We start from the raw sequence: 24,710 nt of genomic DNA, 5'->3' as shown, positions 1-24,710 counted from the left end.
TGAAGCCGCTTGCATCCGGTTGCAAGGCTTCACCTGCGCTTCAGGAACCCGGTAGGCCCCGGGCCTGTCGAATCCGTTCTTGTCGTAGCACCCGACTGCTTTGTGCGATCCCGGTGCTTCGTCGATTTTTCAAAATTTGAGGGACTCTCCATGAACAACAAGATCTTGCTGCAACGACGCGATGTGGGCCGACTGGTCCTGGCCGGTGCCCTGCTGCTGGGCGCTGCCGCCGCCTTCGTCCGCCCGGCCTATGCCGCCGACGAGGCGCCCGACGCGCTGGTCAAGCGCCTGTCGACCGACGTGCTGGAGACGATCAAGGCTGACACGTCGATCAAGGCCGGCGACGTCAACAAGATCATGCTGCTGGTCGACAGCAAGATCATGCCGAACGTCAACTTCCAGCGCATGACGGCCTCCGCCGTTGGCCCAGCCTGGCGCCAGGCCACGCCCGAGCAGCAAAAGCGCCTGCAGGAAGAATTCAAGGCCCTGTTGGTTCGCACCTACGCCGGTGCACTCGACCAGGTGGTCGACCAGACCGTCACCGTCCGTCCGTTCCGCGGTTCGGCCGACGACAAGGAAGTGCTGGTCCGCACCGAGATCCAGGGCCGCGGCGACCCTGTGCAGTTGGACTACCGCCTCGAGAAGACGCCAGGCCAGGGCGCGGGCTGGAAGGTCTACAACCTCAATGTGCTGGGCGTCTGGCTGGTCGATACCTACCGCACGCAGTTCGCGCAGGAAATCAACAAGAGCGGCATCGACGGCCTGATCACCGCGCTGGCCAGCCGCAACAAGAGCAACACCAAGGGCTGACCGGCCGACAACACCATGCTGGTCCTGCCCACCAAGCTCACCCACGACGAGGCCCCCGCCTGCATGCGCATGCTGCAGCAGGGGTTGAAGGGCCAGACGGATTCGTCGTCCACCGTGGTCGATGCCACCGCGCTGGCCCAGTTCGATTCGTCGGCGCTGGCGGTGCTGCTCGAGTGCCGTCGCGAGTCCAGTGCGCTGGGCCGCGGCTTCTCGGTCAAGGGCCTCTCGCCGCGCCTGCGCGAGTTGGCGGCGCTGTACGGCGTCGCGGGCCTTTTGCCGGCCGCGCCCTGAAAAAGTAACGGCCCCTTAAAATCGCGGGCTCCCATGCCCGCGATCTCATTCCAGTCGGTCTCCAAGACCTATCCCCCCTCCAGACAGCAGAAAGCCCAAGGCAAACAAGGCTTGCGCGCGGTCGACGAGGTTTCCTTCCAGATCGAGCCGGGCGAGTTCTTCGGCCTGCTCGGCCCCAACGGCGCGGGCAAGACCACCCTGATCAGCATGCTCGCGGGCCTCTCGCGGCCCACGTCCGGCGCCATCAGCGTGCATGGCTTCGACGTGCAGCGCGACTACGCCGAGGCGCGCCGCCAGCTGGGCATCGTGCCGCAGGAGCTGGTGTTCGACCCCTTCTTCAACGTGCGCGAATCGCTGCGCATCCAGTCAGGCTACTTCGGCATCAAGAACAACGACGACTGGATCGACGAGCTGCTGCACAGCCTCGGCCTCGCCGACAAGGCCACGGCCAACATGCGGCAGCTGTCGGGCGGCATGAAGCGCCGCGTGCTGGTGGCGCAGGCGCTGGTGCACAAGCCGCCCGTCATCGTGCTGGACGAGCCCACCGCCGGTGTCGACGTCGAGCTGCGCCAGACCCTCTGGCAATTCGTCGCCCGGCTCAACAAGCAGGGCAGCACCGTGCTGCTCACCACCCATTACCTCGAAGAGGCCGAGGCGCTGTGCAGCCGCATCGCGATGCTCAAGCTGGGCCGCGTGATCGCTCTCGACCGCACCAGCGAACTCTTGAAATCGGCCGCGAGCAACGTGCTGCGCTTCAAGACCGATGCGATGCTGCCCTGGGCCATTGCCCAGCATGCGCGCATCACCGGGCGCATCGTGCAGCTGCCGGCGCAGAACGCCCATGAAGTCGAACAACTGTTGGCCGCGATCCGCGAAGCCGGCGTGGCGGTGGAAGACGTGGAAATGCGCAAGGCCGATCTGGAAGACGTGTTCATCGACCTGATGGCGGGCGAGCAGACGCCGCTGGAGGTCGCTCGATGATGGCGGTTACTGGTTGGCGCGCGCTGCTCTACAAGGAAACGCTGCGCTTCTGGAAGGTCGGTTTCCAGACGGTCGGCGCGCCGGTTCTCACCGCGCTGCTCTATTTGATGGTGTTCGGCCACGTGCTCGAAGACCATGTGAAGGTCTACGGCTCGGTCGGCTACACGGCCTTCCTGGTGCCCGGCCTCGTGATGATGAGCGTGCTGCAGAACGCCTTCGCGAACAGCTCGTCCTCGATCATCCAGAGCAAGATCATGGGCAACCTGGTGTTCGTGCTGCTCACGCCGCTGTCGCACTGGGGCTGGTTCTTCGCCTACGTGGGCTCGTCGATCATCCGCGGCCTGGCCGTGGGGCTCGGCGTGTTCGTGGTGACCGTGTTTTTTGCGATGCCGAATTTCGTGGCGCCGGTCTGGATCATCGTTTTCGCGCTGCTGGGCGCTGCGATGCTCGGCACGTTGGGCCTCATCGCCGGTCTCTGGGCCGAAAAGTTCGACCAGATGGCCGTCTTCCAGAATTTCCTGATCATGCCCATGACGTTTCTCTCGGGCGTGTTCTATTCGATCGGCTCGCTGCCGCCGTTTTGGCAGAGCGTGAGCCACCTGAACCCGTTTTTCTACATGATCGATGGCTTCCGCTACGGCTTCTTCGGCGTGAGCGACGCCTCGCCCTGGCTGAGCCTGGGCATCGTCGGCACCGCCTGGTTGGTGGTGAGCGCCATCGCTGTCCATCTGCTGCGTATCGGCTACAAAATCCGAGGCTGAAAAAGCCTCCTTCCAGACCCCATGACCGCTGAAGAACTCCAAGCCATCATCGTTGCCCACCTGCCCTGCGAGCACATCGCGCTGAAGGGCGATGGCCGGCATTGGGAGGCCGTGATCGTCTCGGCCGAATTCGAGGGCAAGCGCGCCATCCAGCGCCACCAGCGGGTCTACGCCACCCTCGGTGCGAAAATGCACACCGACGAAGTGCATGCGCTCTCGATGAAAACCTACACGCCGGCCGAATGGGCGGCGGTGAAAAAGTAAATTCCGGCCCCCGGGCCACCCCATTTCGCTGGATCCTCGATGGACAAACTTCTGATTCGCGGCGGGCGCCAGCTTCGCGGCGAGGTACTCATTTCCGGCGCCAAGAACGCTGCGCTGCCCGAGCTGTGCGCGGCGCTCTTGACCGACCAGCCCGTGACGCTGCACAACGTGCCCCGCCTGCAGGACGTGTCGACGATGCTCAAGCTGGTGCGCAACATGGGCGTGGTGGCCGAGCGCGATGACAACGGCACCGTGCAGCTCAACGCCGGCGACCTCAGCAACCCCGAGGCCCCCTACGAGCTCGTGAAGACCATGCGCGCCTCCGTGCTGGCCCTGGGCCCGCTGCTCGCTCGCTTCGGCCATGCCAAGGTCTCGCTGCCCGGTGGCTGCGCCATCGGCTCGCGTCCGGTCGACCAGCACATCAAGGGCCTGCAGGCCATGGGCGCCGAGATCGTGGTCGAGCACGGCTACATGATCGCCAGCCTGCCCGCGGGCCGCACCCGCCTGAAGGGCGCGCGCATCCTGACCGACATGGTCACCGTCACCGGCACCGAGAACTTCCTCATGGCCGCTGCGCTGGCCGAGGGCGAGACGCTGCTCGAAAACGCCGCGCAGGAGCCCGAGATCGTCGACCTGGCCGAAATGCTGATCCGCATGGGCGCAAAGATCCAGGGCCACGGCACCAGCCACATCCGCATCCAGGGCGTCGAGAAGCTGCACGGCTGCGAGCACGCCGTGGTGGCCGACCGCATCGAGGCCGGCACCTTCCTGTGCGCCGTCGCGGCCACGGGCGGCGAGGTGTTCCTGCGTCACGCCCGTGCCGACCACATGGACGCGGTGATCGACAAGCTGCGCGACGCCGGTTGCAAGGTCGAGCGGGAAGAGGGCGGCGTGCGCATCAGCTCCAAGGCCCCGGCCAGCGAGCACCTGAAGGCGCAAAGCTTCAGCACCACCGAATACCCGGGCTTTCCGACCGACATGCAGGCCCAGTTCATGGCCCTGAACGTGATTGCGCGCGGCGCCTCGATGGTCACCGAGACTATCTTCGAGAACCGCTTCATGCACGTGAACGAGATGGTGCGCCTGGGCGCGACGATCCACGTCGAAGGCAAGGTGGCGATGGTCGAGGGCGTGCAGCAACTGTCGGGCGCCACCGTGATGGCCACCGACCTGCGCGCCTCGGCCAGCCTCGTGATCGCCGGCCTCGTGGCCGAGGGCGAGACGCTGATCGACCGCATCTACCACCTGGACCGCGGCTACGACCGCATGGAAGCCAAGCTGCGCGGCCTGGGCGCCGACATCGAACGCGTGACCGGAGCCGCCGCATGATCACGCTGGCCCTCTCCAAAGGCCGCATCTTCGAAGAGACGATGCCTCTCCTGGCCGCTGCCGGCATCGAGGTCACCGAAGACCCCGAGAAGTCGCGCAAGCTGATCCTGGAGACCACCCGCCCCGACGTGCGCGTGGTGCTGGTGCGCGCCTCCGACGTGCCCACCTACGTGCAGTACGGCGGCGCCGACCTCGGTGTGACCGGCTCCGACGTGCTGCTCGAGCACGGCAACCAAGGCCTGTACCAGCCGCTGGACCTGCGCATCGCAGCCTGCCGCCTGAGCGTGGCCGTGCGCGCCGACTACGACTACGCCTCGGCCGTGCGCCAGGGCTCGCGCCTGCGCGTGGCGACCAAGTACGTGGGTCTGGCGCGCGACTTCTTCGCGAGCAAGGGCGTGCACGTCGACTTGATCAAGCTCTACGGCAGCATGGAGCTTGCGCCGCTCACGGGCCTGGCCGACGCCATCGTCGACCTGGTCTCGACCGGCAACACGCTCAAGGCCAACCACCTCGTCGAGGTGGAACGCATCATGGACATCAGCGCACGCCTCGTGGTGAACCAGGCCGCGCTCAAGCTCAAGCGCGAACCCATCCGCCGCATCATCGACGCCTTCGCGTCAGCCATTCCTCCCGCCAAATGACTCTGAAAGCAGCCCCCGCCCGACTCTCCACGACTTCAGCCAGCTTCGATGCTGAATTCAAGGCGCGGCTGCATTGGTCCGCGGACGCGGATGCTGCGATCGAGAAGGTGGTGGCCGACATCCTGGCTGATGTGCAAAAGCGCGGCGACGATGCCGTGCTCGAGTACACCAACCGCTTCGACAAGCTCGACGCGAAGACGCTGCCCGAACTGGAACTCACGCAGGCCGAACTGAAGGCGGCCTTCGAAGCATTGCCTACCGCACAACGGGATGCGCTCGAAGCCGCCGCGCGCCGCGTGCGCAGCTACCACGAGGCCCAGAAGAAGGCGAGCGGCGAGAGCTGGAGCTACCGCGATGCCGACGGCACGCTGCTCGGCCAGAAGGTCACGCCACTCGATCGCGTCGGCATCTACGTGCCGGGCGGCAAGGCCGCGTATCCGTCGAGCGTGCTGATGAACGCGATTCCCGCGCACGTCGCGGGGGTGGGTGAAATCATCATGGTCGTGCCCACGCCGAGGGGCGAGAAGAACCAGCTCGTCCTGGCCGCCGCCTATGTGGCCGGCGTGACGCGCGGCTTCACCATCGGCGGCGCGCAGGCCGTCGCCGCGCTCGCCTACGGCACCGCCACCATCCCCGCGGTCGACAAGATCACCGGCCCCGGCAACGCCTACGTGGCCGCCGCCAAGCGCCGCGTGTTCGGCACCGTGGGCATCGACATGATCGCGGGCCCGAGCGAGATCCTCGTGCTGGCCGACGGCACCACGCCACCCGAGTGGGTGGCGATGGACCTGTTCAGCCAGGCCGAGCACGACGAGTTGGCGCAGAGCATCCTGCTGTGCCCCGACGCCGCCTACATCGACCGCGTGCAGGCCGAAATCGATCGCCTGCTGCCCGCCATGCCGCGCGCGGAAATCATCGCCGCCTCGCTCAATGGCCGCGGCGCGCTGATCCACACGAAGAGCATGGAAGAGGCCTGCGAGATCAGCAACCGCATCGCGCCCGAGCACCTGGAAGTCAGCAGCAGCGAGCCGAACCGCTGGGAGCCGCTGCTGCGCCACGCCGGTGCGATCTTTCTCGGTGCCTTCACCAGCGAGAGCCTTGGCGACTACTGCGCCGGCCCGAACCACGTGCTGCCCACCAGCGGCACGGCGCGCTTCTCGAGCCCGCTGGGCGTCTACGACTTCCAGAAGCGGTCGAGCCTGATCGAGGTCAGCGAAGCCGGCGCTCAGGTGCTCGGCCCCATCGCCGTCACGCTGGCGGAGGGCGAGGGCCTGCAGGCGCACGCCGAAGCCGCCCGCATGCGCCTGCGTAAGATCTGAGGCTCCAACAAACCCCGCTTCAGGGAGGAGCACGCCAGATGATTCAACGTCTCCATGGTTCTCGGTTTTTCCGGTTCGCCGCCGGCCTCGTTGCAGGCGCCGCCCTGCTGGCCGCCTGCACCCAGATGCCGCAGAACCGCGCCGAGTCGGCCGCGATGTCCGCAACGCCCAGCGCCGCAACCCCGGCGCCGGCACCCGCACAGCTCGGCACGCAATGGGGCGAGGGCATCGAGTCGAAGACCCGTACCATTGTGACCAAGCGGCTGTCCGACCAGCCGGACGAAGTGGCTTCTGTGGGCTACAACGAAGCGTCCGCCGTGCGCCGCGACGTCGGCAACAACCCCGAGCGCCGCCTCAACCTGCAACTGGCCCAGGGCGATGTCGAATGGTCGGTGCTCGACGAGAACGACCGCCCTCTGCCGCTGCAGCGCGCTCGCCGAAGCAACAGCAACGACATGTTTCGCCTCGCCGGCGTCGAAGGCGCGCGCTATACGCTGCGCTTTCGCAACTTGAGCGACCGCAGCTACGAGGTGATCGCCACCGTCGACGGCCTCGATGTGCTCAACGGCAAGCCAGGCAGCCTGCGCAACGGCGGCTACGTGCTGCGCCCGCAGGAGACGCTGAACATCGAGGGCTTCCGCAAGAGCCAGAGCGAGGTCGCGGCCTTCCGCTTCGCCACGCCGGGCCGCGCCTATGCGGCGAACACCGAGGCCGGCGACGTGCGCAACATCGGCGTGATCGGTGCCGCGCTGTTCGAGCTCGAGCAGCCCCAGGCCCCGCGCCGTCCGCGCCGCGATGCCACGCCGCCGCAGCCCAGCGCCTTCCCGGCCGATGGCGCCTACGCGCCGCCGCCGCGCTATCGCAAGTAAATGCCATGAAGAACAAGCGCACCGCCCGTCTGTCGATGCTGGGGTTCGTGCTGGCCCTCGCGGCCGGCGCCGGTGCGCAGGCCATGAGCATCCGCGAGTTCCACACGCTCGAGGTCAAGGAAAAGAAAGAGGGCAAGGCCTACGCGAGCTACTACCTCGTGGGCGTGCTCGAAGGCCTGCGCGAAGCCAGCGACACGGCGCGGCGCACGGGCCAGAAGCCGCTGTTCTGCGTCGATGGCCGCCGGCTCGAACCGTCGATGGCGCGTTCGTTCTTCGAGGCCGAGCTCAAGCGCAATGCCGAGGTCTACGAGGCCGACATGCCGGTGCAGCTGGTGCTGTCGAACGCCTTGCAGAACAGCTTCCGGTGCTCGTCCTGATCCCATCATGTTCAACCGACTGAAGAAGGCCTTCGGGGGCGGCACCGCAGGCACGACGCCCACCCGGGCGCAGTTGCGCCTGCAGGCCATGCTCGACGCTCTGGCGAGCGAGCCCGAGCAGACCTTCCTCGACAGCGCCGATGCAGAGCACCGCGTCGACATCCATGCCTTCGGCCGCAATTTCGTCGAGGGCAGCCAATCGGCCAACGACGAAGGCTACGTGCTCGTCACCAACGGCATGAGCGACCGGCTCATGCCCATGCCGTCCGGCGGCCTGCCCGAGGACGCCTCGCGCGCGGTCGAGCTGATCTGGTACGTGCGCGACCTGAACCCCGAATACATCTCGAACCTGCGCTGGCTCGCCAAGCTGCCGGCCTTCGACCGCTTCTTCCTGGGCTTCGGTCACCGGGTGCCGATGCCCGAGCCGCCGCTGTCGTTCTGCGGGTTCCAGACCTTCTTCTTCCTGTCTCCGATCTATGGCCCCGACGCGCGAATGCTCTCCGGCGTCACGGTCGATGAAGGCGAGGCCATCGCCACGCTGACTGTCAACCTCATCTCCGAAGCCGAATACGCGCTGGTCAAGCGCGAGGGCGGCTTCGGCGAACTGCTCGACCTGTTCGACGCCAACGACCACCCGATGGTCTTCGACCCCCAGCGATCCTCTTATGTCTGACTCTCTCCCCGCGCTCCAGCGCATCCGCGCCGACGTGCGCGCCATGCATGCCTATGCCGTGCAGGACGCGCGCGGCTTCATCAAGCTCGACGCGATGGAAAACCCCTTCGGCCTGCCGCCCGCGCTGCAGGCCGAGCTCGGCGCACGGCTCGGCGCGCTGGCGCTCAACCGCTATCCGGGTGACCGCGGTGCCGACCTGCAGCGTGCGCTGGCGGCCCACGCGCAGATGCCCGAAGGCTTCGCGCTGATGCTGGGCAACGGTTCGGACGAGCTGATCTCGCTGCTGGCCATCGCCTGCGACCAGCCCGGCGCCACCGTGCTCGCGCCCGTGCCCGGCTTCGTGATGTACGCGATGAGCGCCCAGCTGCAGGGCCTGCGCTTTGTCGGCGTGCCGCTCACGGCCGACTTCGAGCTCGACGAGGCCGTCATGCTGGCCGCCATCGCGCGCGAGAAGCCCGCCATCGTCTACCTCGCCTACCCGAACAACCCGACCGCCAACCTCTGGGACGACGCCGTCATCGAGAAGATCGTCGAAGCCCAGGGCGCGCAGGGCGGCCTGGTGGTGATCGACGAGGCCTACCAACCTTTTGCCGCCCGCAGCTACATCGACCGCATCGCCAGGCACGGCCATGTGCTGCTGATGCGCACGCTCAGCAAGTTCGGCCTGGCCGGCATTCGCCTGGGCTACCTCATGGGGCCGGCTGCGCTGGTCGCCGAGGTCGACAAGGTGCGCCCGCCCTACAACATCAGCGTGCTCAACTGCGAGTGCGCGCTGTTCGCGCTGGAGCACACCGAGGTGTTCGAGGCGCAGGCCAGGCAGATTCGCGAGGAGCGCGAGCGCCTGATGACGGGCCTGGGCCGGCTGCCGGGCGTGAAGACCTGGCCGAGCGACGCGAACATGATCCTTTTGCGTGTGCCCGATGCCACCAAGACCTTCGAGGGCATGAAGGCTCAGGGGGTCCTGGTGAAGAACGTTTCTAAAATGCACGAACTGCTGGCAAATTGCCTGCGCCTGACCGTCGGAACGGCCGACGAGAATGCGCGGATGCTGGCGGCACTCGAAGCCTCACTATGACCACCCCACAGAGCACCGACCGCACCGCGTCGGTCACCCGCAACACCGCCGAGACGAAGATTACCGTCAGCGTGAACCTCGACGGCACCGGCAAGGCGAAGCTCGCCACCGGCATCGGCTTCTTCGACCACATGCTCGACCAGATCGCCCGCCACGGGCTGATCGACCTCGATATCGACTGCCAGGGCGACCTGCACATCGACGGCCACCACACGGTGGAGGACGTGGGCATCACGTTCGGGCAGGCCGTGGCCCAGGCCATCGGCGACAAGAAGGGCATCCGGCGCTACGGCCATGCCTACGTGCCGCTGGACGAAGCACTCAGCCGCGTGGTCATCGATTTCTCGGGCCGCCCGGGCCTCGTGATGCACGTGCCTTTCACCAGCGGAATGATCGGCACCTTCGACAGCCAGCTCACCTACGAGTTCTTCCAGGGCTTTGCGAACCACGCCTTCGTCACGCTGCACATCGACAACCTCAAGGGCGTGAACGCGCACCACCAGTGCGAGACCGTCTTCAAGGCCTTCGCCCGTGCCATGCGCGGCGCGCTGGAGCTGGATCCGCGCTCCGTGGGCGTCATTCCCTCGACCAAAGGTTCGCTCTGAAATCCATCGGCGAACAGCTATGAAATCTGTAGCAACGAATTCCGTCGCCGTTGTCGACTACGGCATGGGCAACCTGCACTCCGTGTCGCAGGCCGTGCGCCATGCGGCCGACCAGGTGGGCGTGGAGGTGTTCGTCACCTCCGATCCGGACGTGGTGCGCAAGGCCACCCGCGTGGTGCTGCCGGGGCAGGGCGCGATGCCCGACTGCATGCGCGAGTTGCGCGATTCCGGTCTTCAGGAATCGGTGCTCGAAGCGGCGGCGAGCAAGCCGCTTTTCGGCGTGTGCGTCGGCATGCAGATGCTGCTGTCGCGCAGCGACGAAGGCCCGACCGACGGCCTTGGCCTCATACCGGGTGAGGTCATCAAGTTCGAACTGGCCGGCCGCCTGCAGGCCGACGGCAGCCGTTTCAAGGTGCCGCAGATGGGCTGGAACCAGGTGCGCCAGGCCCAGCCGCACGCGGTGTGGGCGGGCATTCCCGACCAGAGCTACTTCTACTTCGTGCACAGCTTCTACGCGCGGCCGGCCGACGCCCGGCACAGCGTGGGTGAGGCCGATTACGGCGCGAGCTTTACCGCAGCCATCGCACGCGATAACATTTTTGCCACCCAGTTCCACCCGGAGAAGAGTGCGGACCATGGGCTGCAGCTCTATCGCAACTTCCTCCACTGGAACCCCTGAACCATTTTTTCCGACCGGGCCGAACCTTCCACAGCCCGGCTTTCGCACACTCGCGTCACTTCCATGCTCCTCATTCCCGCCATTGATCTCAAAGACGGCCACTGCGTTCGCCTCAAACAGGGCGACATGGACCAGTCCACCATCTTCAGCGAAGACCCCGCCGCCATGGCCCGCAAGTGGGTCACCGCCGGCGCGCGGCGGCTGCATCTGGTCGATCTGAATGGCGCCTTCGCCGGCAAGCCGCAGAACCACGCGGCAATCAAGGCCATCCTGCAGGAAGTCGGCGACGACATCCCGGTGCAACTGGGCGGCGGCATCCGCGACCTGGACACCATCGAGCGCTACATCGACGACGGCCTGCGCTACGTGATCATCGGCACCGCCGCGGTCAAGAACCCGGGCTTCCTGAAGGACGCCTGCAGCGCCTTCGGCGGCCACATCATCGTGGGCCTGGATGCCAAGGACGGCAAGGTCGCCACCGACGGCTGGAGCAAGCTCACGGGCCACGAGGTGGCCGACCTCGGCAAGAAGTTCGAGGACTACGGCGTCGAATCGATCATCTACACCGACATCGGCCGCGACGGCATGCTCTCGGGCATCAACATCGAAGCCACCGTCAAGCTGGCGCAGGCGCTGACCATTCCGGTGATCGCCTCGGGCGGCCTCTCGAACATGGCCGACATCGACCAGCTCTGCGCGGTCGAGTTCGAAGGCGTCGAGGGCGTGATCTGCGGACGCGCCATCTACTCGGGCGACCTCGACTTCGCCGCCGCGCAAGCCCGCGCGGACGAGCTGGCCGGCGCCTGACGCCTTCCTTGCGCAGCGCGTGCTCTCCGCGCTCGCCATTGCCAACTACCGGTCGCTGCGTCAGCTGACGGTGCCGCTCGGCCGCCTCACGGTGGTGACGGGCGCCAACGGCAGCGGCAAGTCGAGCGTGTACCGCGCGATGCGGCTCCTGGCCGACATCGCCAACGGCGGCGTGATCCGCTCACTGGTGCGAGAGGGCGGGCTGTCTTCCACGCTGTGGGCCGGGCCAGAGAGTTTTTCTGCCGCGATGCTGCGGGGCGAGATGCCGGTGCAGGGCACGAGGCGCAACGAGCCTGTCGCGCTGAAGCTGGGTTTCGCCGGCGCCGAGTCGGAGGATTTCGGCTACGCCATCGACATCGGCCTGCCGCCGCCGATTCCGTCGACCGCCTTCTCGCGCGACCCGCAGATCAAGCACGAAGCCATCTGGAGCGGCCCGCTGCTGCGGCCCTCGACGCAACTGGTCGACCGCAAGGGTGGCGCGCTGCGCCTGCGCGAAGGCAAGGGCTGGCAGGCCGTGGGCCGGCCGATCCCCGCCTTCGCCAGCATGATGACCGAGCACGCCGACCCGCGCGACGCGCCCGAGATGCTCACGCTGCGCGAGCAGATGCGCTCCTGGCGCTTCTACGACCACTTCCGCTCCGACGCCGACGCCCCGGCCCGCCTGCCGCAACTGGGCACCTACACACCGGTGCTCGCCAACGACGGCGCCGACCTGGCGGCGGCCCTGCAGACCATCCGCGAGATCGGTGACGGCGAGGCGCTCGACCGCGCCGTGGACGATGCCTTTCCGGGTGCCCGCGTCGAAGTCGAGGCCGAGGGCGACCGCTTCCAGACGCTGATGCACCAGCACGGCCTTTTGCGGCCCCTGACAGCCGCCGAATTGTCCGACGGCACCCTGCGCTACCTGTTGTGGATCGCGGCGCTGCTGACGCCCCGGCCGCCCGCGCTGCTGGTGCTCAACGAGCCCGAGACCAGCCTGCATCCAGACCTGTTGCCGGCGCTTGGCCGCCTCATCGCGCAGGCGGCGCGGCAATCGCAGGTGATCGTGGTGTCGCACGCGGCGCGCCTGATCGCCGCGCTGGACGACAGCGAAGGCCTGCAGCCCGTGGTGCTCGAAAAGCAGTTCGGCGAGACCCGCATCGCGAACCTCGACATGAGCGAAATCCCGCGCTGGGAGTGGCCAGCACGGTAAGAAGGCGCCAAGCCTACTCGGCCTTCACCGACATCGTCTGGATGATCGTCTCCAGCTGCGCGCTCATCGGCAGGTTGATGCTCTCCCCCGAAGGGAGCTTGCGCAGGAACCAGCGCTTGTACTGCCGATGGATCTCGCCGTCTTCGGCCAGCACCTGGAAGGTGTCGTTGACCACCTTGGCCAGTTGCGCGTCGCCCTTGCGGTACATGATCCCGTAGGGGTCGTAGGAGAGGAAGTCGCCGACCACCTCGTAGTCGGCCTTGGCGGCGTCCTGTGCGATGAGGCCGTAGAGCAGCACGTCGTCGGTGGCGAAGGCATCGGCCTGGCCGCTCTTCACGAGCCCGAACGATTCCGCATGGTCGCGCGCCACCTGCAGGTTGATGCCGAGCTTGAACTTCTCCGACAGGTCGCGCAGCGTCTTCTCGTTGGTGGTACCGGCGGTCACCGCCACCTTCTTGCCGGCCAGGTCGCGGAACGACTTGATCGGCGCGCCCTTCTTCACCAGCACCTTGGTGCCCGAGACGAACATCGTCGGCGAGAAGCTCACCCGCTTCTGGCGCTCCAGGTTGTTGGTGGTGGAGCCGCACTCCAGGTCGACCTTGCCGCTGGCGACCGCGTCGATGCGCGAGTCGGAAGTGACGGGCACCCACTTGATCGTGAGGCTCTTGTTGACGGTGTCCTCGATGGCCGTGACCAGCGCGCGGCACAGTTCAATCGAATAACCGATCGGCTCCTTGCGCGCATTGAGGTACGAGAACGGCACCGACGACTCGCGGTAGCCGATGGTGATGGCGCCCGACTCGCGCGCCTTGGCGAGCGTGCCGGTGAGCTGCTCCTGGGCCTGCGCCGGTGCGACGGCGAGCGCGGCAGCCGCCAGCAGTCCGGTGAGCAGAACCGACAGCGTGGCCTTGAGGTTCATGGCGCGCCTCACGCGTGGGCCGGGTGGGCGAGGGTGGCGTTGGCTTCCTCGTCGAGCGCCTTGGCGTTGACCTCGGCATCGCTTTCGGAAAGCAATTCGCCCTCCCACTTGGCGACCACCGCGGTGGCGATGGAATTGCCCACCGCATTGGTGGCCGAGCGGCCCATGTCCAGGAAGGTGTCCACGCCCAGGATCAGCAGCAGGCCGGCCTCGGGAATGTCGAAGTGGTTCAGCGTGGCGGCAATCACCACCAGCGAGGCGCGCGGCACGCCGGCCATGCCCTTGGAGGTGAGCATCAGGATCAGCAGCATCGTGACCTGCGTGCTGATCGGCATGTGGATGTCGTAGGCCTGCGCGATGAAGAGCACGGCGAAGGTGCAGTACATCATCGAGCCGTCGAGGTTGAACGAGTAGCCCATCGGCATCACGAAGCTGGAGATCTTGCGCTTCACGCCGAAACGGTCGAGCGCCTGCAGGATCTTGGGGTACGCCGCCTCGGAACTCGCCGTGGCGAACGAGAGCAGGAAGGCTTCCTTGATGAGCACCAGCAGCTTGAACACGCGCGGCCCGAGGAACAGGAAGCCCGCGAGGATCAGCACGCTCCACAGCACGAAGAGGCCGAGGTAGAAGTCGCCCATGAAGACGGCGAACTTCAAGAGGATGCCCAGGCCGTTCACCGCCACCGTGGCGGCCATGGCGGCGAGCACCGCGAGGGGCGCGAGCTTCATCACGTAGCCGGTGATCTTGAGCATGGCATGCGAAAGCTCCTCGATGGCGGCCACCAGCGTCTTGGCCTTGTCGCCGAGCGAGGCGAGCGCCACGCCGAAGAACATCGAGAACACCACGATCTGCAGGATCTCGTTGTTGGCCATGGCCTCGACGAACGACTTGGGCACCGTGTGGCTCACGAAGTCCTTGAGCGTGAACTTGGAGGTGGCCAGGTTGGCCGAGGCGCCGATGTCGGGCAGCGGCAGACCCAGGTTCTCGCCGGGCTTGAGAAGATTGGCCATGACCAGGCCGATGACCAGCGAGATCAGCGAGGCGGTGAGGAACCAGCCGATGGCCTTGCCGAACACGCGGCCCACCGACTTGGCATCGCCCATGTGCGCGATGCCCACCACCAGCGTGGAGAACACCAGCGGGCCGATCAGCATCTTGATCAGGCGCAGGAACACGTCCGAGACGATGGAGACGTAGTCCGCGATTTCCTTGGCGGCCTTCTTGTCCGGGAAGCTGGAGAAGATCATGTAGCCGACGACGATGCCGAGCACCATGGCGATCAGGATCCAGGCGGCCATCGGCAGCTTTTTCTTCATGAGATTCCCCTTTGGATGTGTGAGTGTTTTTGAGAGGGGCACAGGGTATCCAAGAAGGCCCCCGGCGCGCAATGGGCCCCTTGATGCCAATTCCGTGCCATGACACAGGGGCTGCCTACAATTCCTCACATGGAAATCACCGCTATCGACTTTCGCGGCCAGCCCGCCGTCCATGCCGTCCACGCCGACGGCAGCACCCTGACCGTTGCCCTGCACGGGGCGCAGGTGCTCTCCTGGACCACGGCCGACAGAGCGGAGAGGTTCTACATCAGCCCACGCGCGGTGTTCGACGGCAAGACTGCGATCCGGGCCGGCGTGCCCATCTGCTGGCCCCAATTCAACAAGCGCGGCATGTTGCCCAAGCATGGATTCATGCGAAATCTGCCTTGGGAGCGGGACCTCTCGGTGACCACGCCCGACACCCTGGCGTTCCGCTTGCACGACAGCGATGCCAGCCGGGCCCTCTGGCCGCACGCTTTCGAGGCGCGCCTGGAGGCGACGCTGGCAGCGGACCAACTGCGCATCGCGCTCGCGCTGACCAACATCGACAGCGCGCCCTGGGCCTTTGCCGCCGCGCTGCACTCCTACCTGCGCGTCGACGACATTGCCGACGTGCGCCTCGAAGGCCTGCAGGGCGCCAGCCGGTGGGATTCGCTGCGCGACGACCGCCATGTGGAAACCGCGCCCGCATTGCGCTTCGATGCCGAATTCGACAGCGTCTATACCGCCCCCGCCGAACCGCTGCGCCTCGTGCAGCCGAGCGGCACACTCCAGATATCGCAAAGCGCGAGCTGCACCGAGACCGTGGTCTGGAACCCCGGCGCCGAGCTCTGCGCCACGTTGCCCGACATGCCGGCCGACGGCTATCGCCACATGCTCTGCGTCGAAGCCGCGCGTATCGACGAACAGGTGCTGTTGGCACCCGGCGCGCAGTGGCAGTGCTGGCAACAACTCGACGTTCTCTGATCTCTTCACGGCCTCATCCCATGCTTGCCAAACGCATCATTCCCTGCCTCGACGTCACCGGCGGCCGTGTCGTCAAGGGTGTCAACTTCCTCGAACTGCGCGATGCCGGCGATCCGGTCGAGATCGCGGCGCGCTACAACGCGCAGGGCGCCGACGAGCTCACCTTTCTCGACATCACCGCCACCAGCGACGGGCGCGACCTGATCCTGCCGATCATCGAGGCGGTGGCCTCGCAGGTCTTCATTCCGCTCACGGTGGGCGGCGGCGTGCGCACGGTGGCCGACGTGCGCCGGCTTCTCAATGCAGGGGCGGACAAGACCAGCTTCAACTCGGCCGCCATCGCCGATCCGCAGGTGATCAACGATGCGTCGCAGAAGTACGGCTCGCAGTGCATCGTGGTGGCCATCGATGCCAAGCGCCGCACGCCCGAAGAGGCGGCCACGCGCGGCCCGGGCTGGGATGTGTACAGCCACGGCGGCCGCAAGAACACCGGTATGGACGCCGTGCAATGGGCCACCGAAATGGCGCGCCGCGGCGCGGGCGAAATCTTGCTCACGAGCATGGACCGCGACGGCACCAAGAGCGGCTTCGACCTCGCACTGACCCGCGCGGTGAGCGATGCGGTCAGCGTGCCGGTGATCGCCTCGGGCGGCGTCGGCAACCTCGACGACCTGGCCGACGGCATCCAGACCGGCGGCGCCGATGCGGTGCTGGCGGCCAGCATCTTTCACTACGGAGAGCACACCGTGGGCGAGGCGAAAGCCCGCATGGCCGCGCGGGGCATCCCCGTGCGAATCGACCGCTGAGGGGTCTTTACCCCATCCCCGACAATACCCCGATGAACTGGCTCGATGAAGTGAAGTGGGACGCGAACGGCCTGGTGCCCGTGATCGCGCAGGAACAAGGCAGCAACGACGTGCTGATGTTCGCCTGGATGAACCGCGAGGCGCTCGAGAAGACCGCCGAGCTGGGCCGCGCGGTGTATTTCAGCCGCTCGCGCAACAAGCTGTGGTTCAAGGGCGAAGAGTCAGGCCACGTGCAGACCGTGCACGAGATCCGCCTGGATTGCGACAACGACGTGGTGCTGCTCAAGGTTACCCAGCTCGGCCACGAGCCCGGCATCGCCTGCCACACCGGCCGCCACAGCTGCTTCTTCAGCAAGTACGAAAAGGGCCAGTGGACCGTGGTCGAGCCGGTCTTGAAAGACCCGGAGTCGATCTACAAATGAGCGGCACCGTGAACAACACCTCCAACACTTCCGATGGCCTCGCACGCCTGGCCGCGGTCATCGAGACCCGCCTGCCCGCGAACGGCGGCGACCCCGAGAAGAGCTACGTCGCGCGCCTCCTGCACAAGGGCCCCGACGCCTTCCTGAAGAAGGTCGGCGAGGAAGCCACCGAGGTCGTGATGGCCGCCAAGGACGCCGACCACGGCGGCGACCGCTCGAAAATAGTGAACGAAGTGGCCGACCTGTGGTTCCACACCATGGTGGCGCTCGCGCACTACGGTTTCTCGCCGGCCGATGTCGTCGCGGAGCTCGAGCGCCGCGAGGGCACCAGCGGCATCGAGGAAAAGGCGCTGCGCAAGGTGCAGGCCCGCGAGGCATCCAACGATTGAAAGGACATCCCATGGCCAACGACATCGTGAACGTGGAACCCGACGAATCGCTCAAGACCTGGGGCTGGGTGAGCTACATCCTGCACCTGATCGTGGCCATCGGCGCGGTCCTTCCGGGGGCGCAGGCCTCCATCGTCATCCTGCTGGTGGCCCTGGTGATCGACTTCGTGAAGCGCGACGACGCGGCCGGCACCTGGCAGGCCTCGCACTTCAGCTGGCGCATCCGCTCGGTGCTCTGGGCCGGCCTGCTGTACATCGTCACTTCGTGGCTCTGGCTGCTGTTCTTCGTTCCGGGCTGGATCGCCTGGAGCCTGATTTCGCTGTGGTTCCTGTACCGGATCGTGAAAGGCATGATCCGCATGAACGACAACCGCCCGATGGAACCCAAAGATGTCATCTGATCCGAACTGCGTTTTCTGCAAAATCGTCGAGGGCAAGATCCCTTCGCGCAAGGTCTACGAAGACGAGGACCTGTTCGGCTTCCACGACATCGCGCCCTGGGCGCCAGTGCATTTCATGCTGGTGCCCAAGAAGCACATCGCCTCGATGGCGCAGCTCACGCCCGACGACGCCGCGCTCATGGGCAAGATCATGACCCTGGCGCCCAAGCTGGCGCTGGAGCAGGGCTGCAGGCCCTATCCGGACGGCGGCTATCGCGTCGTCGTCAACACCGGCACCGAGGGCGGGCAGGAGGTTCACCATCTCCATGTGCACGTCATGGGCGGTCCCCGGCCGTGGCTTCGCGGCTGAACTTCATTAAGCCAAACTGTCACATTCACCCCGACTAAAATCGGACACATTCTTAGGAGTCTTCCATGGGTTCTTTTTCTATCTGGCACTGGCTGATCGTGCTGCTCGTCGTGGTCATGATCTTCGGCACCAAGAAGCTGCGGAACATGGGTTCGGACCTTGGTGGCGCCGTCAAGGGCTTCAAGGACGGCATGAAGGATGCCAACGGCAATCCCACCACCGACGCATCCGCTGCTTCGGCCCCCGCGGCGCAAGTGACCGGCCAGCCGGCCAACAGCGACAAGACGATCGACGTCGAAGCGCGTCAGAAGTCCTGAGCGCGGACCGCACGTGCTCGACCTCGGCATTGAGAAGCTGGCGCTGATCGGCGTCGTGGCGCTGATCGTCATCGGGCCGGAGAAGCTGCCGCGCGTGGCCCGCACGGTGGGCACCCTGCTCGGCAAGGCGCAGCGCTACGTGAACGACGTCAAGGCCGAAGTCAACCGCTCGATGGAGCTGGATGAGCTCCGCAAGATGAAGACCACCGTGGAGGATGCGGCACGCGATGTCGAGCAGAACATCCACACCGGCGCGAGCGAGTTCGAAAAGCAGTTTTCCGGCTCCGGCGAAACGCTCTCGGCGCTGGCCGAGCCCGAAGCCCCGGTGCCCGAGTACAAGCATCCCCGCAAGAACTGGCGCCTGAAGCAGGGCGCCACGCCGAATTGGTACAAGGCGCGCAATGGCGTGCGGACCAAGGCGTTGTCGGGTGCGGCACGCGTCGCGCGCTTCCGCCCCCACAAGATCAACTAGCGCTTCAACACCCCCGCACACCCCCGCGTCTCTCGCTTGCCGCACGCCGGCCGAAGCCACGCTCTTTCCTTTCCCAATGGCCGATTCCGACGACAAGAACAAAGACAAAGAAGACGAGCTGGCGGGCACCGAGCAGCCGTTCGTGCAGCACCTGGTCGAGCTTCGCGACCGCCTGCTCTACTGCGTCTATGGCCTGGTGATCGCGGGCATCCTGCTGTCCATCTGGCCCGGCCCGGGCGGTCTCATCGACCTGATCGCGATGCCGATTCGCGCGCACATGCCGCCGGACGCCAAGCTGATCGCCATCGGCGTGTTCTCGCCGTTCTTCGTGCCGCTCAAGGTGCTGATGATGACGGCCGTGCTGCTGGCGCTCCCGTGGCTCATGTACCAGGCCTGGATGTTCATTGCGCCGGGGCTCTACAGCCACGAGAAGCGCTTTGCCCTGCCGCTGATCTTCTTCGGCAGCCTGCTGGCCTATGCGGGCATCGCCTTCGTGCAGTTCTTCGTGCTGGACAAGATGTTCAGCTTCATCCAGAAGTTCACGCCTGCCGCGGTGGCGGCCACGCCCGATATCTCGTCGTACGTGGAGGCCATCCTCTCGCTCTATATCGCGTTCGGCGTCGCCTTCCAGGTGCCGATCGTGGTGATGCTGCTGGTGCGCTTCGAGATGGTGACCATCGAGAAGCTGAAGTCCTTCCGCGGCTACTTCATCGTCGTGGCCTTCGTGGTGGCCGCGGTGCTCACGCCGCCCGACGTGGTGTCACAGCTGGCGCTGGCGGTGCCGATGTGCCTGCTGTACGAGGTGGGCATCATCGGCGCGCGCTACTTTGCGCAGGGCAAGAAGCCAGAGGAAGAAGAAAACGCCGATTCCTCGGCATAACAGGGCTCGCCCCCAGGCTGCGCGCACTTCGTGTCGCTCCGCCAACCCCCTACCGGGGGCAACACCTGCGGCCCGGCGAAGCCGGTTCCGCGGTGTTCCTGAGCGAATCCCTGTGCTTACTCCTGTTGGTTCGGGACCTGCCGGACCGGGCTCTTTGGCCTGAGCCCTGGCGTCACATCCAGCTCCATCTTGTCGCTGCCGCGCTGCAGTGCAAAGCGCGCCGTGTCACCGGGCTTAAGGCCAGCCACGGCGGTCAGCAGGGCCTGCACGTTGTCGGTCTTCTTCTCGCCCACCGAGGTGATCACGTCGCCCGGCCGGATGCCGGCCTTGGCGGCGGGGCCGTTCTGCAGCACGCCGGTGATGATCACGCCCGCATCGGCCTTCACGCCGAAGGTCTCGGCCAGTTCGGGCGAGAGGTCGTTCGGCTCGACGCCGATCCAGCCGCGGCGCACCTGGCCTTCCTTCACGATGCCCTCGAGCACGATCTTGGCCATCGACACCGGAATGGCGAAGCCGATGCCCATGCTGCCGCCCGAGCGCGAGTAGATCGCGGTGTTGATGCCCTGCAGGTTGCCGCTGACGTCGATCAGCGCACCGCCCGAGTTGCCGGGGTTGATGGCCGCATCGGTCTGGATGAAGTTCTCGAAATTGTTGATGCCCAGTTGGTTGCGCCCGAGCGCCGAGACGATGCCGCTGGTCACGGTCTGGCCCACGCCGAAGGGGTTGCCGATGGCCAGCACCTGGTCGCCCACCAGGAGCTCGTCGGAGTTGCCCAGGACGATCACCGGGAGCTTGTCGAGCTCGATCTTCAGCACCGCCAGGTCGGTGTCGGGGTCGGTGCCGATCACCTTGCCGCGCGCGTGGCGGCTGTCGTTCAGGGTCACTTCGATTTCATCGGCGCCCTCGACCACATGGTTGTTGGTGAGGATGTAGCCGTCGGTGCTCACGATCACGCCGCTGCCCAGGCCCACCTGGGGCTGGTCGGCCTGGTCGCCGAAGAAGAAGCGGAACCAGGGATCGTTGCTGCGCGGATGGCGCTGCGCGGCCTTGCTGGTGTTGATGCTCACCACCGCCGGCGACGCCTTCTTGGCCGCAGCGCTCAGGCTGCCGACAGCGGGCACGCTCGGGGCGCCGGCCGGCGCCTCGACGATCGACACCACGCCGCCGAGCGAGGTCGAGCGCTTGTTGATCCACTCGGGCTTGAGCGTCGCGACGACGAAATAGGCCGCCAGCAGGACGGTCACGGCTTGGGCAAAGAGCAGCCAGGTGCGTTTCATGAAAACTTGATGAAAAGACGGTTGAAGACGCCGTCTGCGGCGTCGCTGCGTGCGATTGTCCCTCAATGGGGTTGACGATAGACCGCGCCGCACGGTCGAGATTGGCAAGGCCCGACTGCGTGAATACGGGATAACCCCTAGCATCGCGCAGCGATCCCACCCGGTTCCCACCTTTTCAGGCCTCCCGCGCTGCCCACCCGGCGGATGCGGCCAGGCGTTTCCTCAGCGCGCCATGTCCCGCTTTCCCATCCGGTTTCCCGGCCGGTGCGCGCAGTCACGATTTCCCTGCCAGCCATGACTTCAGAAGCAACCCCCTCGGACGGCGCCCCGCTGGCGCCGACCCGCACGCTCGATGCGCGCGACTACAAGACTCTCGCCCTCTCGGCGCTCGGCGGAACGCTGGAGTTCTACGACTTCGTCATCTACGTCTTCTTCGCCACGGTGCTGGGCGGGCTGTTCTTCCCCACCGACATGCCCGACTGGCTGCGGCAGTTGCAGACCTTCGGCATCTTCGCGGCCGGCTACCTGGCTCGCCCCGTCGGTGGCATCGTCATCGCGCATTTCGGCGACCTGCTGGGCCGCAAGCGCATGTTCACGCTCTCGATCTTCCTGATGGCCGCGCCCACGCTGGTCATTGGCCTCCTGCCCACCTACGCGAGCATCGGCGTGGCGGCGCCGCTGCTGCTGCTGGCGATGCGCGTGCTGCAGGGCGCGGCCATCGGCGGCGAGATGCCCGGCGCCTGGGTGTTCGTTGGCGAGCATGTGCCGGCGAAGCGCTATGGTTTCGGCATCGGCACGCTGACCTCGGGCATCACCGGCGGCATCCTGCTGGGTTCGCTGGTCGCGGTGGCCATCAACCGCCATTACTCGCCCGAGCAGGTGAGCGATTTCGCCTGGCGCATTCCCTTCATCCTGGGTGGCGTGTTCGGGCTGGTGTCGGTGTACCTGCGCCGCTTCCTTCATGAAACGCCGGTCTTCAAGGAGCTGGCCGGCCTGAAGTCGGTCGCCCGCGAGCTGCCGCTGCGCACCGTGCTGCGCGAGCACCGGCTGGCGTGCGTGTACGTCGCGCTGCAGACCTGGGTGCTGTCGGCCGCGATCGTCGTGGTGGTGCTGTACACGCCCACCTACCTGCAGAAGGTTCACCACATTCCGGCCGCGCTGGCGCTGGAGGCCAACGCGCTCGCCACGCTGACCCTGACCATCGGCTGCGTGCTGGTCGGCTGGTTGAGCGACCGCATCGGCACACGCGCGGTGATGCTCGTCGGCTGGGGCGGCCTGTTCGCCACGGCCTACCTGTTCTACACGGGGCTGCCCGGCACGCCAGCTACGCTGTTCTGGCACTACGGGCTGGTGGGCCTCTTCGTGGGCACCATCGCCACGGTGCCGATCGCGGGTGTGCGCGCCTTCCCGGCGCCGGTGCGCTTCACCGGTCTTTCGTTCGCCTACAACATGTCGTACGCGGTCTTCGGTGGACTCACGCCGGTGATCCTCACGCTCTGGCTGCAGCACGACACGATGGCGCCGGCGCACTACGTCGCCGCGCTGGCGGCGCTGGGCTTCCTGCTCGCCCTGTTGCCACTGGCCGCGCGCGGCCATGCCATGCGCGATGGCGTCGAGGCCCCGGGCAGCGCGACAATGTCGCGATGAGCACCACACGCCACGAACTGCTCCACGCATTCGACCTGTTGCTGGCCCCCGGGCGCTTCAAGGACTACGGACCCAACGGCCTGCAGGTCGAAGGGCGCACCGTGGTCCGCAAGATCGTCTCGGGCGTGACCGCCAGCCGCGCGCTGATCGAGGCCGCGATCCACGCCGAGGCCGATGCCATCTTCGTCCACCACGGCCTGTTCTGGCGCGGCCAGGACGGCTGCGTCACCGGCTGGATGAAGCAGCGGCTGGGCCTCCTGCTCGGCGACGACGTCAACCTCTTCGCCTACCACCTGCCGCTCGATGCGCATCCGGAACTGGGCAACAACGCGCAGCTCGGGCTGCAATTGGGGCTCGCGGCGCATGCGGGATCGAGCGGTCGTTTCGGAGAGCAGGAACTCGGCTTTCTCGGCGCACGCGAGAACGGCGAGAACTTCGCCAGTGCCAAGGCGCTGGCCGCGCATGTCGAAAAGGTGCTCAAGCGCCCGGTCACGCTGCTCGATACGGCGCATCGCCCCATCAAGAACATTGCCTGGTGCACCGGCGGCGCGCAGGGCCACTTCGAGGCGGCCATCGCGGCGGGCGCCGACGCCTTTATTACCGGCGAGATATCGGAGCCCCAAGCTCACTACGCGCGCGAGATGGGCGTGGCCTTCTTGGCCTGCGGGCACCACGCAACCGAGCGCTACGGCGCGCAGGCCGTGGCCGCGCATGTGGCGGCGCAGCTCGGGCTGAAGCACGAGTTCATCGACATCGACAACCCGGCATGAGCGCAGCGCCGGGCCGCCCCAAGCAAGCGCGCGCCGCAGCGCGGAGCGCGGAGGTTTTCGAATGAGCGGCGCTATCGCCATTACGTTGGGTGATCCCGCAGGGATCGGCCCCGAGATCATCGCCAAGGCCTTTCGCAGCGCACCCGATGCGACCCGCGGTGCCTTTGTGGCCGGTGACGTGGCCACGCTGCGGCGCGCCTCGCAGGCGCTGGCCGGGCCGGGCCAACCGGCATGGCCCGTGGCGGAGATCGAGAACGTGGCTGAAGTCGCCAGCGTTCCACCCGGCTGCATCCCTGTGCTGCAGGTCATCGCGCCGCCGAAGGACATCTTGCTCGGCAAGATCAGCGCCGAAGCAGGTCGCGCTGCAGGCGATTGCGTGGTCTGGGCTGCGCGGGCGGCGCTGCGCGGCGAAATCGCCGCCATCGTGACCGCGCCGCTGCACAAGGAGGCGCTGTCCGCGGCCGGCTTCCCGTACCCCGGCCACACCGAACTGCTGCAGGCCGAGGCGGCCGCGCACCTGGGTCGCAGCGTCGCCGACGTGCCGGTGCGCATGATGCTGGCCAACGACGAGCTGCGCACCGTGCTCGTGAGCATCCACATGTCGCTGCGCGATGCCATCGAGGCGGTGCATTTCGAGGGCGTGCTGCAGACGCTGCGCATCACGCACCGCGCGCTGTCCCATGCATTGGGCCGCGCGCCGCGCATCGGCGTCGCGGGCCTCAATCCGCATGCGGGCGAGGGCGGCCTGTTCGGCTCGGAAGAGCGCGAGACCATCGCACCGGCCATCGCCGCCGCGCGCGCCGAGGGCATCGACGCCAACGGACCGCACGCGCCCGACACCGTGTTCATGCGCGCTCGCGCCCGGCACGGCGTACCGGACAGCGGCGAGTTCGATGTGGTGATCGCGATGTACCACGACCAGGGCTTGATCCCGGTCAAGTACCTCGGGGTGGAGAAGGGGGTGAATGTGACACTGGGGCTGCCGCTGGTGCGGACCAGCCCCGATCACGGCACCGCGTTCGATATCGCGGGCACGGGGCTCGCCGATGCGTCGAGCCTCGTCGAGGCGCTGCGCATGGCGAGGGCGCTAGGGAGCGCCTGAGAAG

31 protein-coding genes are annotated in these 24,710 nt (G+C 66.7%); 28 read left to right on the top strand and 3 right to left on the bottom strand.

What is annotated here, in order from left to right; all coding sequences use genetic code 11:
• Nucleotides 1-150 precede the first annotated feature (150 nt).
• The 16 genes from NU688_RS31110 to NU688_RS31035 all read left to right on the top strand — a co-directional run bounded on the left by NU688_RS31110 (nucleotide 151) and on the right by NU688_RS31035 (nucleotide 12,673).
• Entirely contained in the window at nucleotides 151-810 is a 660-nt protein-coding gene (locus tag NU688_RS31110) for a phospholipid-binding protein MlaC (RefSeq protein ID WP_257864728.1), read from the top strand.
• Between the two features lie 15 nt (nucleotides 811-825).
• Nucleotides 826-1,101 carry a lipid asymmetry maintenance protein MlaB gene (locus NU688_RS31105; RefSeq protein WP_206177511.1) on the top strand — a complete coding sequence of 92 codons (276 nt, stop codon included), beginning with the start codon at nucleotides 826-828 and terminating at the stop codon, nucleotides 1,099-1,101.
• Nucleotides 1,102-1,134: 33 nt separating this feature from the next.
• Entirely contained in the window at nucleotides 1,135-2,082 is a 948-nt protein-coding gene (locus NU688_RS31100; protein WP_257864727.1) for an ABC transporter ATP-binding protein, read from the top strand.
• Nucleotides 2,079-2,843, top strand: a complete 765-nt coding sequence (locus NU688_RS31095; RefSeq protein ID WP_257864726.1) for an ABC transporter permease — start codon at nucleotides 2,079-2,081, stop codon at nucleotides 2,841-2,843. The genes NU688_RS31100 and NU688_RS31095 overlap by 4 nt, the downstream gene beginning before the upstream one ends.
• Before the next feature lie 21 nt (nucleotides 2,844-2,864).
• Nucleotides 2,865-3,107: a BolA family protein gene (locus NU688_RS31090; RefSeq protein ID WP_257864725.1), complete on the top strand. Its 243-nt coding sequence runs from the start codon at nucleotides 2,865-2,867 to the stop codon at nucleotides 3,105-3,107.
• A 39-nt stretch (nucleotides 3,108-3,146) separates the two neighbouring features.
• On the top strand, nucleotides 3,147-4,436 hold the full coding sequence (gene murA, locus NU688_RS31085; RefSeq protein WP_257864724.1) for a UDP-N-acetylglucosamine 1-carboxyvinyltransferase: 1,290 nt from the start codon (nucleotides 3,147-3,149) through the stop codon (nucleotides 4,434-4,436).
• Nucleotides 4,433-5,077, top strand: a complete 645-nt coding sequence (hisG, locus tag NU688_RS31080; RefSeq protein WP_257864723.1) for an ATP phosphoribosyltransferase — start codon at nucleotides 4,433-4,435, stop codon at nucleotides 5,075-5,077. Before murA ends, hisG begins: the two co-directional genes overlap by 4 nt.
• Nucleotides 5,074-6,396: a histidinol dehydrogenase gene (hisD, locus tag NU688_RS31075; RefSeq protein WP_257864722.1), complete on the top strand. Its 1,323-nt coding sequence runs from the start codon at nucleotides 5,074-5,076 to the stop codon at nucleotides 6,394-6,396. Before hisG ends, hisD begins: the two co-directional genes overlap by 4 nt.
• Before the next feature lie 38 nt (nucleotides 6,397-6,434).
• A complete protein-coding gene (locus NU688_RS31070) occupies nucleotides 6,435-7,265 on the top strand; it encodes a hypothetical protein (RefSeq protein WP_257864721.1) in 831 nt (276 codons plus the stop codon).
• 5 nt (nucleotides 7,266-7,270) lie between these two features.
• Nucleotides 7,271-7,642: a hypothetical protein gene (locus NU688_RS31065; protein WP_257864720.1), complete on the top strand. Its 372-nt coding sequence runs from the start codon at nucleotides 7,271-7,273 to the stop codon at nucleotides 7,640-7,642.
• Nucleotides 7,643-7,649: 7 nt separating this feature from the next.
• Complete coding sequence (locus NU688_RS31060) at nucleotides 7,650-8,315, top strand: suppressor of fused domain protein (protein ID WP_257864719.1); 666 nt, start codon at nucleotides 7,650-7,652, stop codon at nucleotides 8,313-8,315.
• Nucleotides 8,308-9,390 carry a histidinol-phosphate transaminase gene (gene hisC, locus NU688_RS31055; protein WP_257864718.1) on the top strand — a complete coding sequence of 361 codons (1,083 nt, stop codon included), beginning with the start codon at nucleotides 8,308-8,310 and terminating at the stop codon, nucleotides 9,388-9,390. Before NU688_RS31060 ends, hisC begins: the two co-directional genes overlap by 8 nt.
• Entirely contained in the window at nucleotides 9,387-9,995 is a 609-nt protein-coding gene (gene hisB / locus NU688_RS31050) for an imidazoleglycerol-phosphate dehydratase HisB (protein ID WP_257864717.1), read from the top strand. The genes hisC and hisB overlap by 4 nt, the downstream gene beginning before the upstream one ends.
• A gap of 19 nt (nucleotides 9,996-10,014) precedes the next feature.
• Nucleotides 10,015-10,674 (top strand): imidazole glycerol phosphate synthase subunit HisH, encoded by a 660-nt coding sequence (hisH, locus tag NU688_RS31045; RefSeq protein WP_198788819.1) that lies wholly within the window; start codon nucleotides 10,015-10,017, stop codon nucleotides 10,672-10,674.
• Nucleotides 10,675-10,737: 63 nt separating this feature from the next.
• Nucleotides 10,738-11,481 carry a 1-(5-phosphoribosyl)-5-[(5-phosphoribosylamino)methylideneamino]imidazole-4-carboxamide isomerase gene (gene hisA, locus NU688_RS31040; RefSeq protein WP_257864716.1) on the top strand — a complete coding sequence of 248 codons (744 nt, stop codon included), beginning with the start codon at nucleotides 10,738-10,740 and terminating at the stop codon, nucleotides 11,479-11,481.
• A gap of 19 nt (nucleotides 11,482-11,500) precedes the next feature.
• Entirely contained in the window at nucleotides 11,501-12,673 is a 1,173-nt protein-coding gene (locus tag NU688_RS31035; RefSeq protein ID WP_257864715.1) for an AAA family ATPase, read from the top strand.
• A 13-nt stretch (nucleotides 12,674-12,686) separates the two neighbouring features.
• Here the strand turns inward: NU688_RS31035 and NU688_RS31030 are convergent, their stop codons facing one another.
• Both NU688_RS31030 and NU688_RS31025 read right to left on the bottom strand, forming a co-directional pair.
• Nucleotides 12,687-13,592, bottom strand: a complete 906-nt coding sequence (locus NU688_RS31030) for an amino acid ABC transporter substrate-binding protein (RefSeq protein WP_257864714.1) — start codon at nucleotides 13,590-13,592, stop codon at nucleotides 12,687-12,689.
• Nucleotides 13,593-13,600: 8 nt separating this feature from the next.
• Complete coding sequence (locus NU688_RS31025) at nucleotides 13,601-14,908, bottom strand: dicarboxylate/amino acid:cation symporter (RefSeq protein ID WP_257864713.1); 1,308 nt, start codon at nucleotides 14,906-14,908, stop codon at nucleotides 13,601-13,603.
• Nucleotides 14,909-15,037: 129 nt separating this feature from the next.
• Here NU688_RS31025 and NU688_RS31020 point away from each other — a divergent pair, with 129 nt between their 5' ends.
• The 9 genes from NU688_RS31020 to tatC all read left to right on the top strand — a co-directional run bounded on the left by NU688_RS31020 (nucleotide 15,038) and on the right by tatC (nucleotide 19,910).
• Nucleotides 15,038-15,874, top strand: a complete 837-nt coding sequence (locus NU688_RS31020) for a D-hexose-6-phosphate mutarotase (protein WP_257864712.1) — start codon at nucleotides 15,038-15,040, stop codon at nucleotides 15,872-15,874.
• A 20-nt stretch (nucleotides 15,875-15,894) separates the two neighbouring features.
• Nucleotides 15,895-16,680, top strand: a complete 786-nt coding sequence (hisF, locus tag NU688_RS31015; RefSeq protein WP_257864711.1) for an imidazole glycerol phosphate synthase subunit HisF — start codon at nucleotides 15,895-15,897, stop codon at nucleotides 16,678-16,680.
• A 32-nt stretch (nucleotides 16,681-16,712) separates the two neighbouring features.
• Complete coding sequence (gene hisI / locus NU688_RS31010; RefSeq protein ID WP_013539725.1) at nucleotides 16,713-17,102, top strand: phosphoribosyl-AMP cyclohydrolase; 390 nt, start codon at nucleotides 16,713-16,715, stop codon at nucleotides 17,100-17,102.
• Nucleotides 17,103-17,110: 8 nt separating this feature from the next.
• Entirely contained in the window at nucleotides 17,111-17,491 is a 381-nt protein-coding gene (locus NU688_RS31005) for a phosphoribosyl-ATP diphosphatase (RefSeq protein ID WP_257864830.1), read from the top strand.
• 11 nt (nucleotides 17,492-17,502) lie between these two features.
• The gene (locus NU688_RS31000; protein WP_176660408.1) at nucleotides 17,503-17,892 is read left to right on the top strand and encodes a hypothetical protein; all 390 of its coding nucleotides are present in this window, start codon (nucleotides 17,503-17,505) and stop codon (nucleotides 17,890-17,892) included.
• On the top strand, nucleotides 17,882-18,241 hold the full coding sequence (locus tag NU688_RS30995; RefSeq protein WP_013539728.1) for a histidine triad nucleotide-binding protein: 360 nt from the start codon (nucleotides 17,882-17,884) through the stop codon (nucleotides 18,239-18,241). The genes NU688_RS31000 and NU688_RS30995 overlap by 11 nt, the downstream gene beginning before the upstream one ends.
• A 65-nt stretch (nucleotides 18,242-18,306) precedes the next feature.
• Complete coding sequence (gene tatA, locus NU688_RS30990) at nucleotides 18,307-18,558, top strand: Sec-independent protein translocase subunit TatA (RefSeq protein ID WP_042579106.1); 252 nt, start codon at nucleotides 18,307-18,309, stop codon at nucleotides 18,556-18,558.
• A 13-nt stretch (nucleotides 18,559-18,571) separates the two neighbouring features.
• Nucleotides 18,572-19,030: a Sec-independent protein translocase protein TatB gene (tatB, locus tag NU688_RS30985; RefSeq protein WP_257864708.1), complete on the top strand. Its 459-nt coding sequence runs from the start codon at nucleotides 18,572-18,574 to the stop codon at nucleotides 19,028-19,030.
• Nucleotides 19,031-19,106: 76 nt separating this feature from the next.
• On the top strand, nucleotides 19,107-19,910 hold the full coding sequence (gene tatC / locus NU688_RS30980) for a twin-arginine translocase subunit TatC (protein WP_257864707.1): 804 nt from the start codon (nucleotides 19,107-19,109) through the stop codon (nucleotides 19,908-19,910).
• A gap of 116 nt (nucleotides 19,911-20,026) precedes the next feature.
• Here the strand turns inward: tatC and NU688_RS30975 are convergent, their stop codons facing one another.
• On the bottom strand, nucleotides 20,027-21,187 hold the full coding sequence (locus tag NU688_RS30975; RefSeq protein WP_176660413.1) for a S1C family serine protease: 1,161 nt from the start codon (nucleotides 21,185-21,187) through the stop codon (nucleotides 20,027-20,029).
• A gap of 294 nt (nucleotides 21,188-21,481) precedes the next feature.
• Here NU688_RS30975 and NU688_RS30970 point away from each other — a divergent pair, with 294 nt between their 5' ends.
• The 3 genes from NU688_RS30970 to pdxA all read left to right on the top strand — a co-directional run bounded on the left by NU688_RS30970 (nucleotide 21,482) and on the right by pdxA (nucleotide 24,706).
• Nucleotides 21,482-22,834 (top strand): MFS transporter, encoded by a 1,353-nt coding sequence (locus NU688_RS30970; protein ID WP_257864706.1) that lies wholly within the window; start codon nucleotides 21,482-21,484, stop codon nucleotides 22,832-22,834.
• Nucleotides 22,831-23,604 carry a Nif3-like dinuclear metal center hexameric protein gene (locus NU688_RS30965; RefSeq protein WP_257864705.1) on the top strand — a complete coding sequence of 258 codons (774 nt, stop codon included), beginning with the start codon at nucleotides 22,831-22,833 and terminating at the stop codon, nucleotides 23,602-23,604. The genes NU688_RS30970 and NU688_RS30965 overlap by 4 nt, the downstream gene beginning before the upstream one ends.
• 61 nt (nucleotides 23,605-23,665) lie before the next feature.
• Nucleotides 23,666-24,706 carry a 4-hydroxythreonine-4-phosphate dehydrogenase PdxA gene (gene pdxA, locus NU688_RS30960; RefSeq protein WP_257864704.1) on the top strand — a complete coding sequence of 347 codons (1,041 nt, stop codon included), beginning with the start codon at nucleotides 23,666-23,668 and terminating at the stop codon, nucleotides 24,704-24,706.
• Nucleotides 24,707-24,710 lie beyond the last annotated feature (4 nt).

Origin of the sequence: Variovorax sp. ZS18.2.2, assembly GCF_024701975.1 — a bacterium.
GTDB lineage: Bacteria > Pseudomonadota > Gammaproteobacteria > Burkholderiales > Burkholderiaceae_C > Variovorax.
This window is presented reverse-complemented; position numbering and strand designations above follow the sequence as displayed.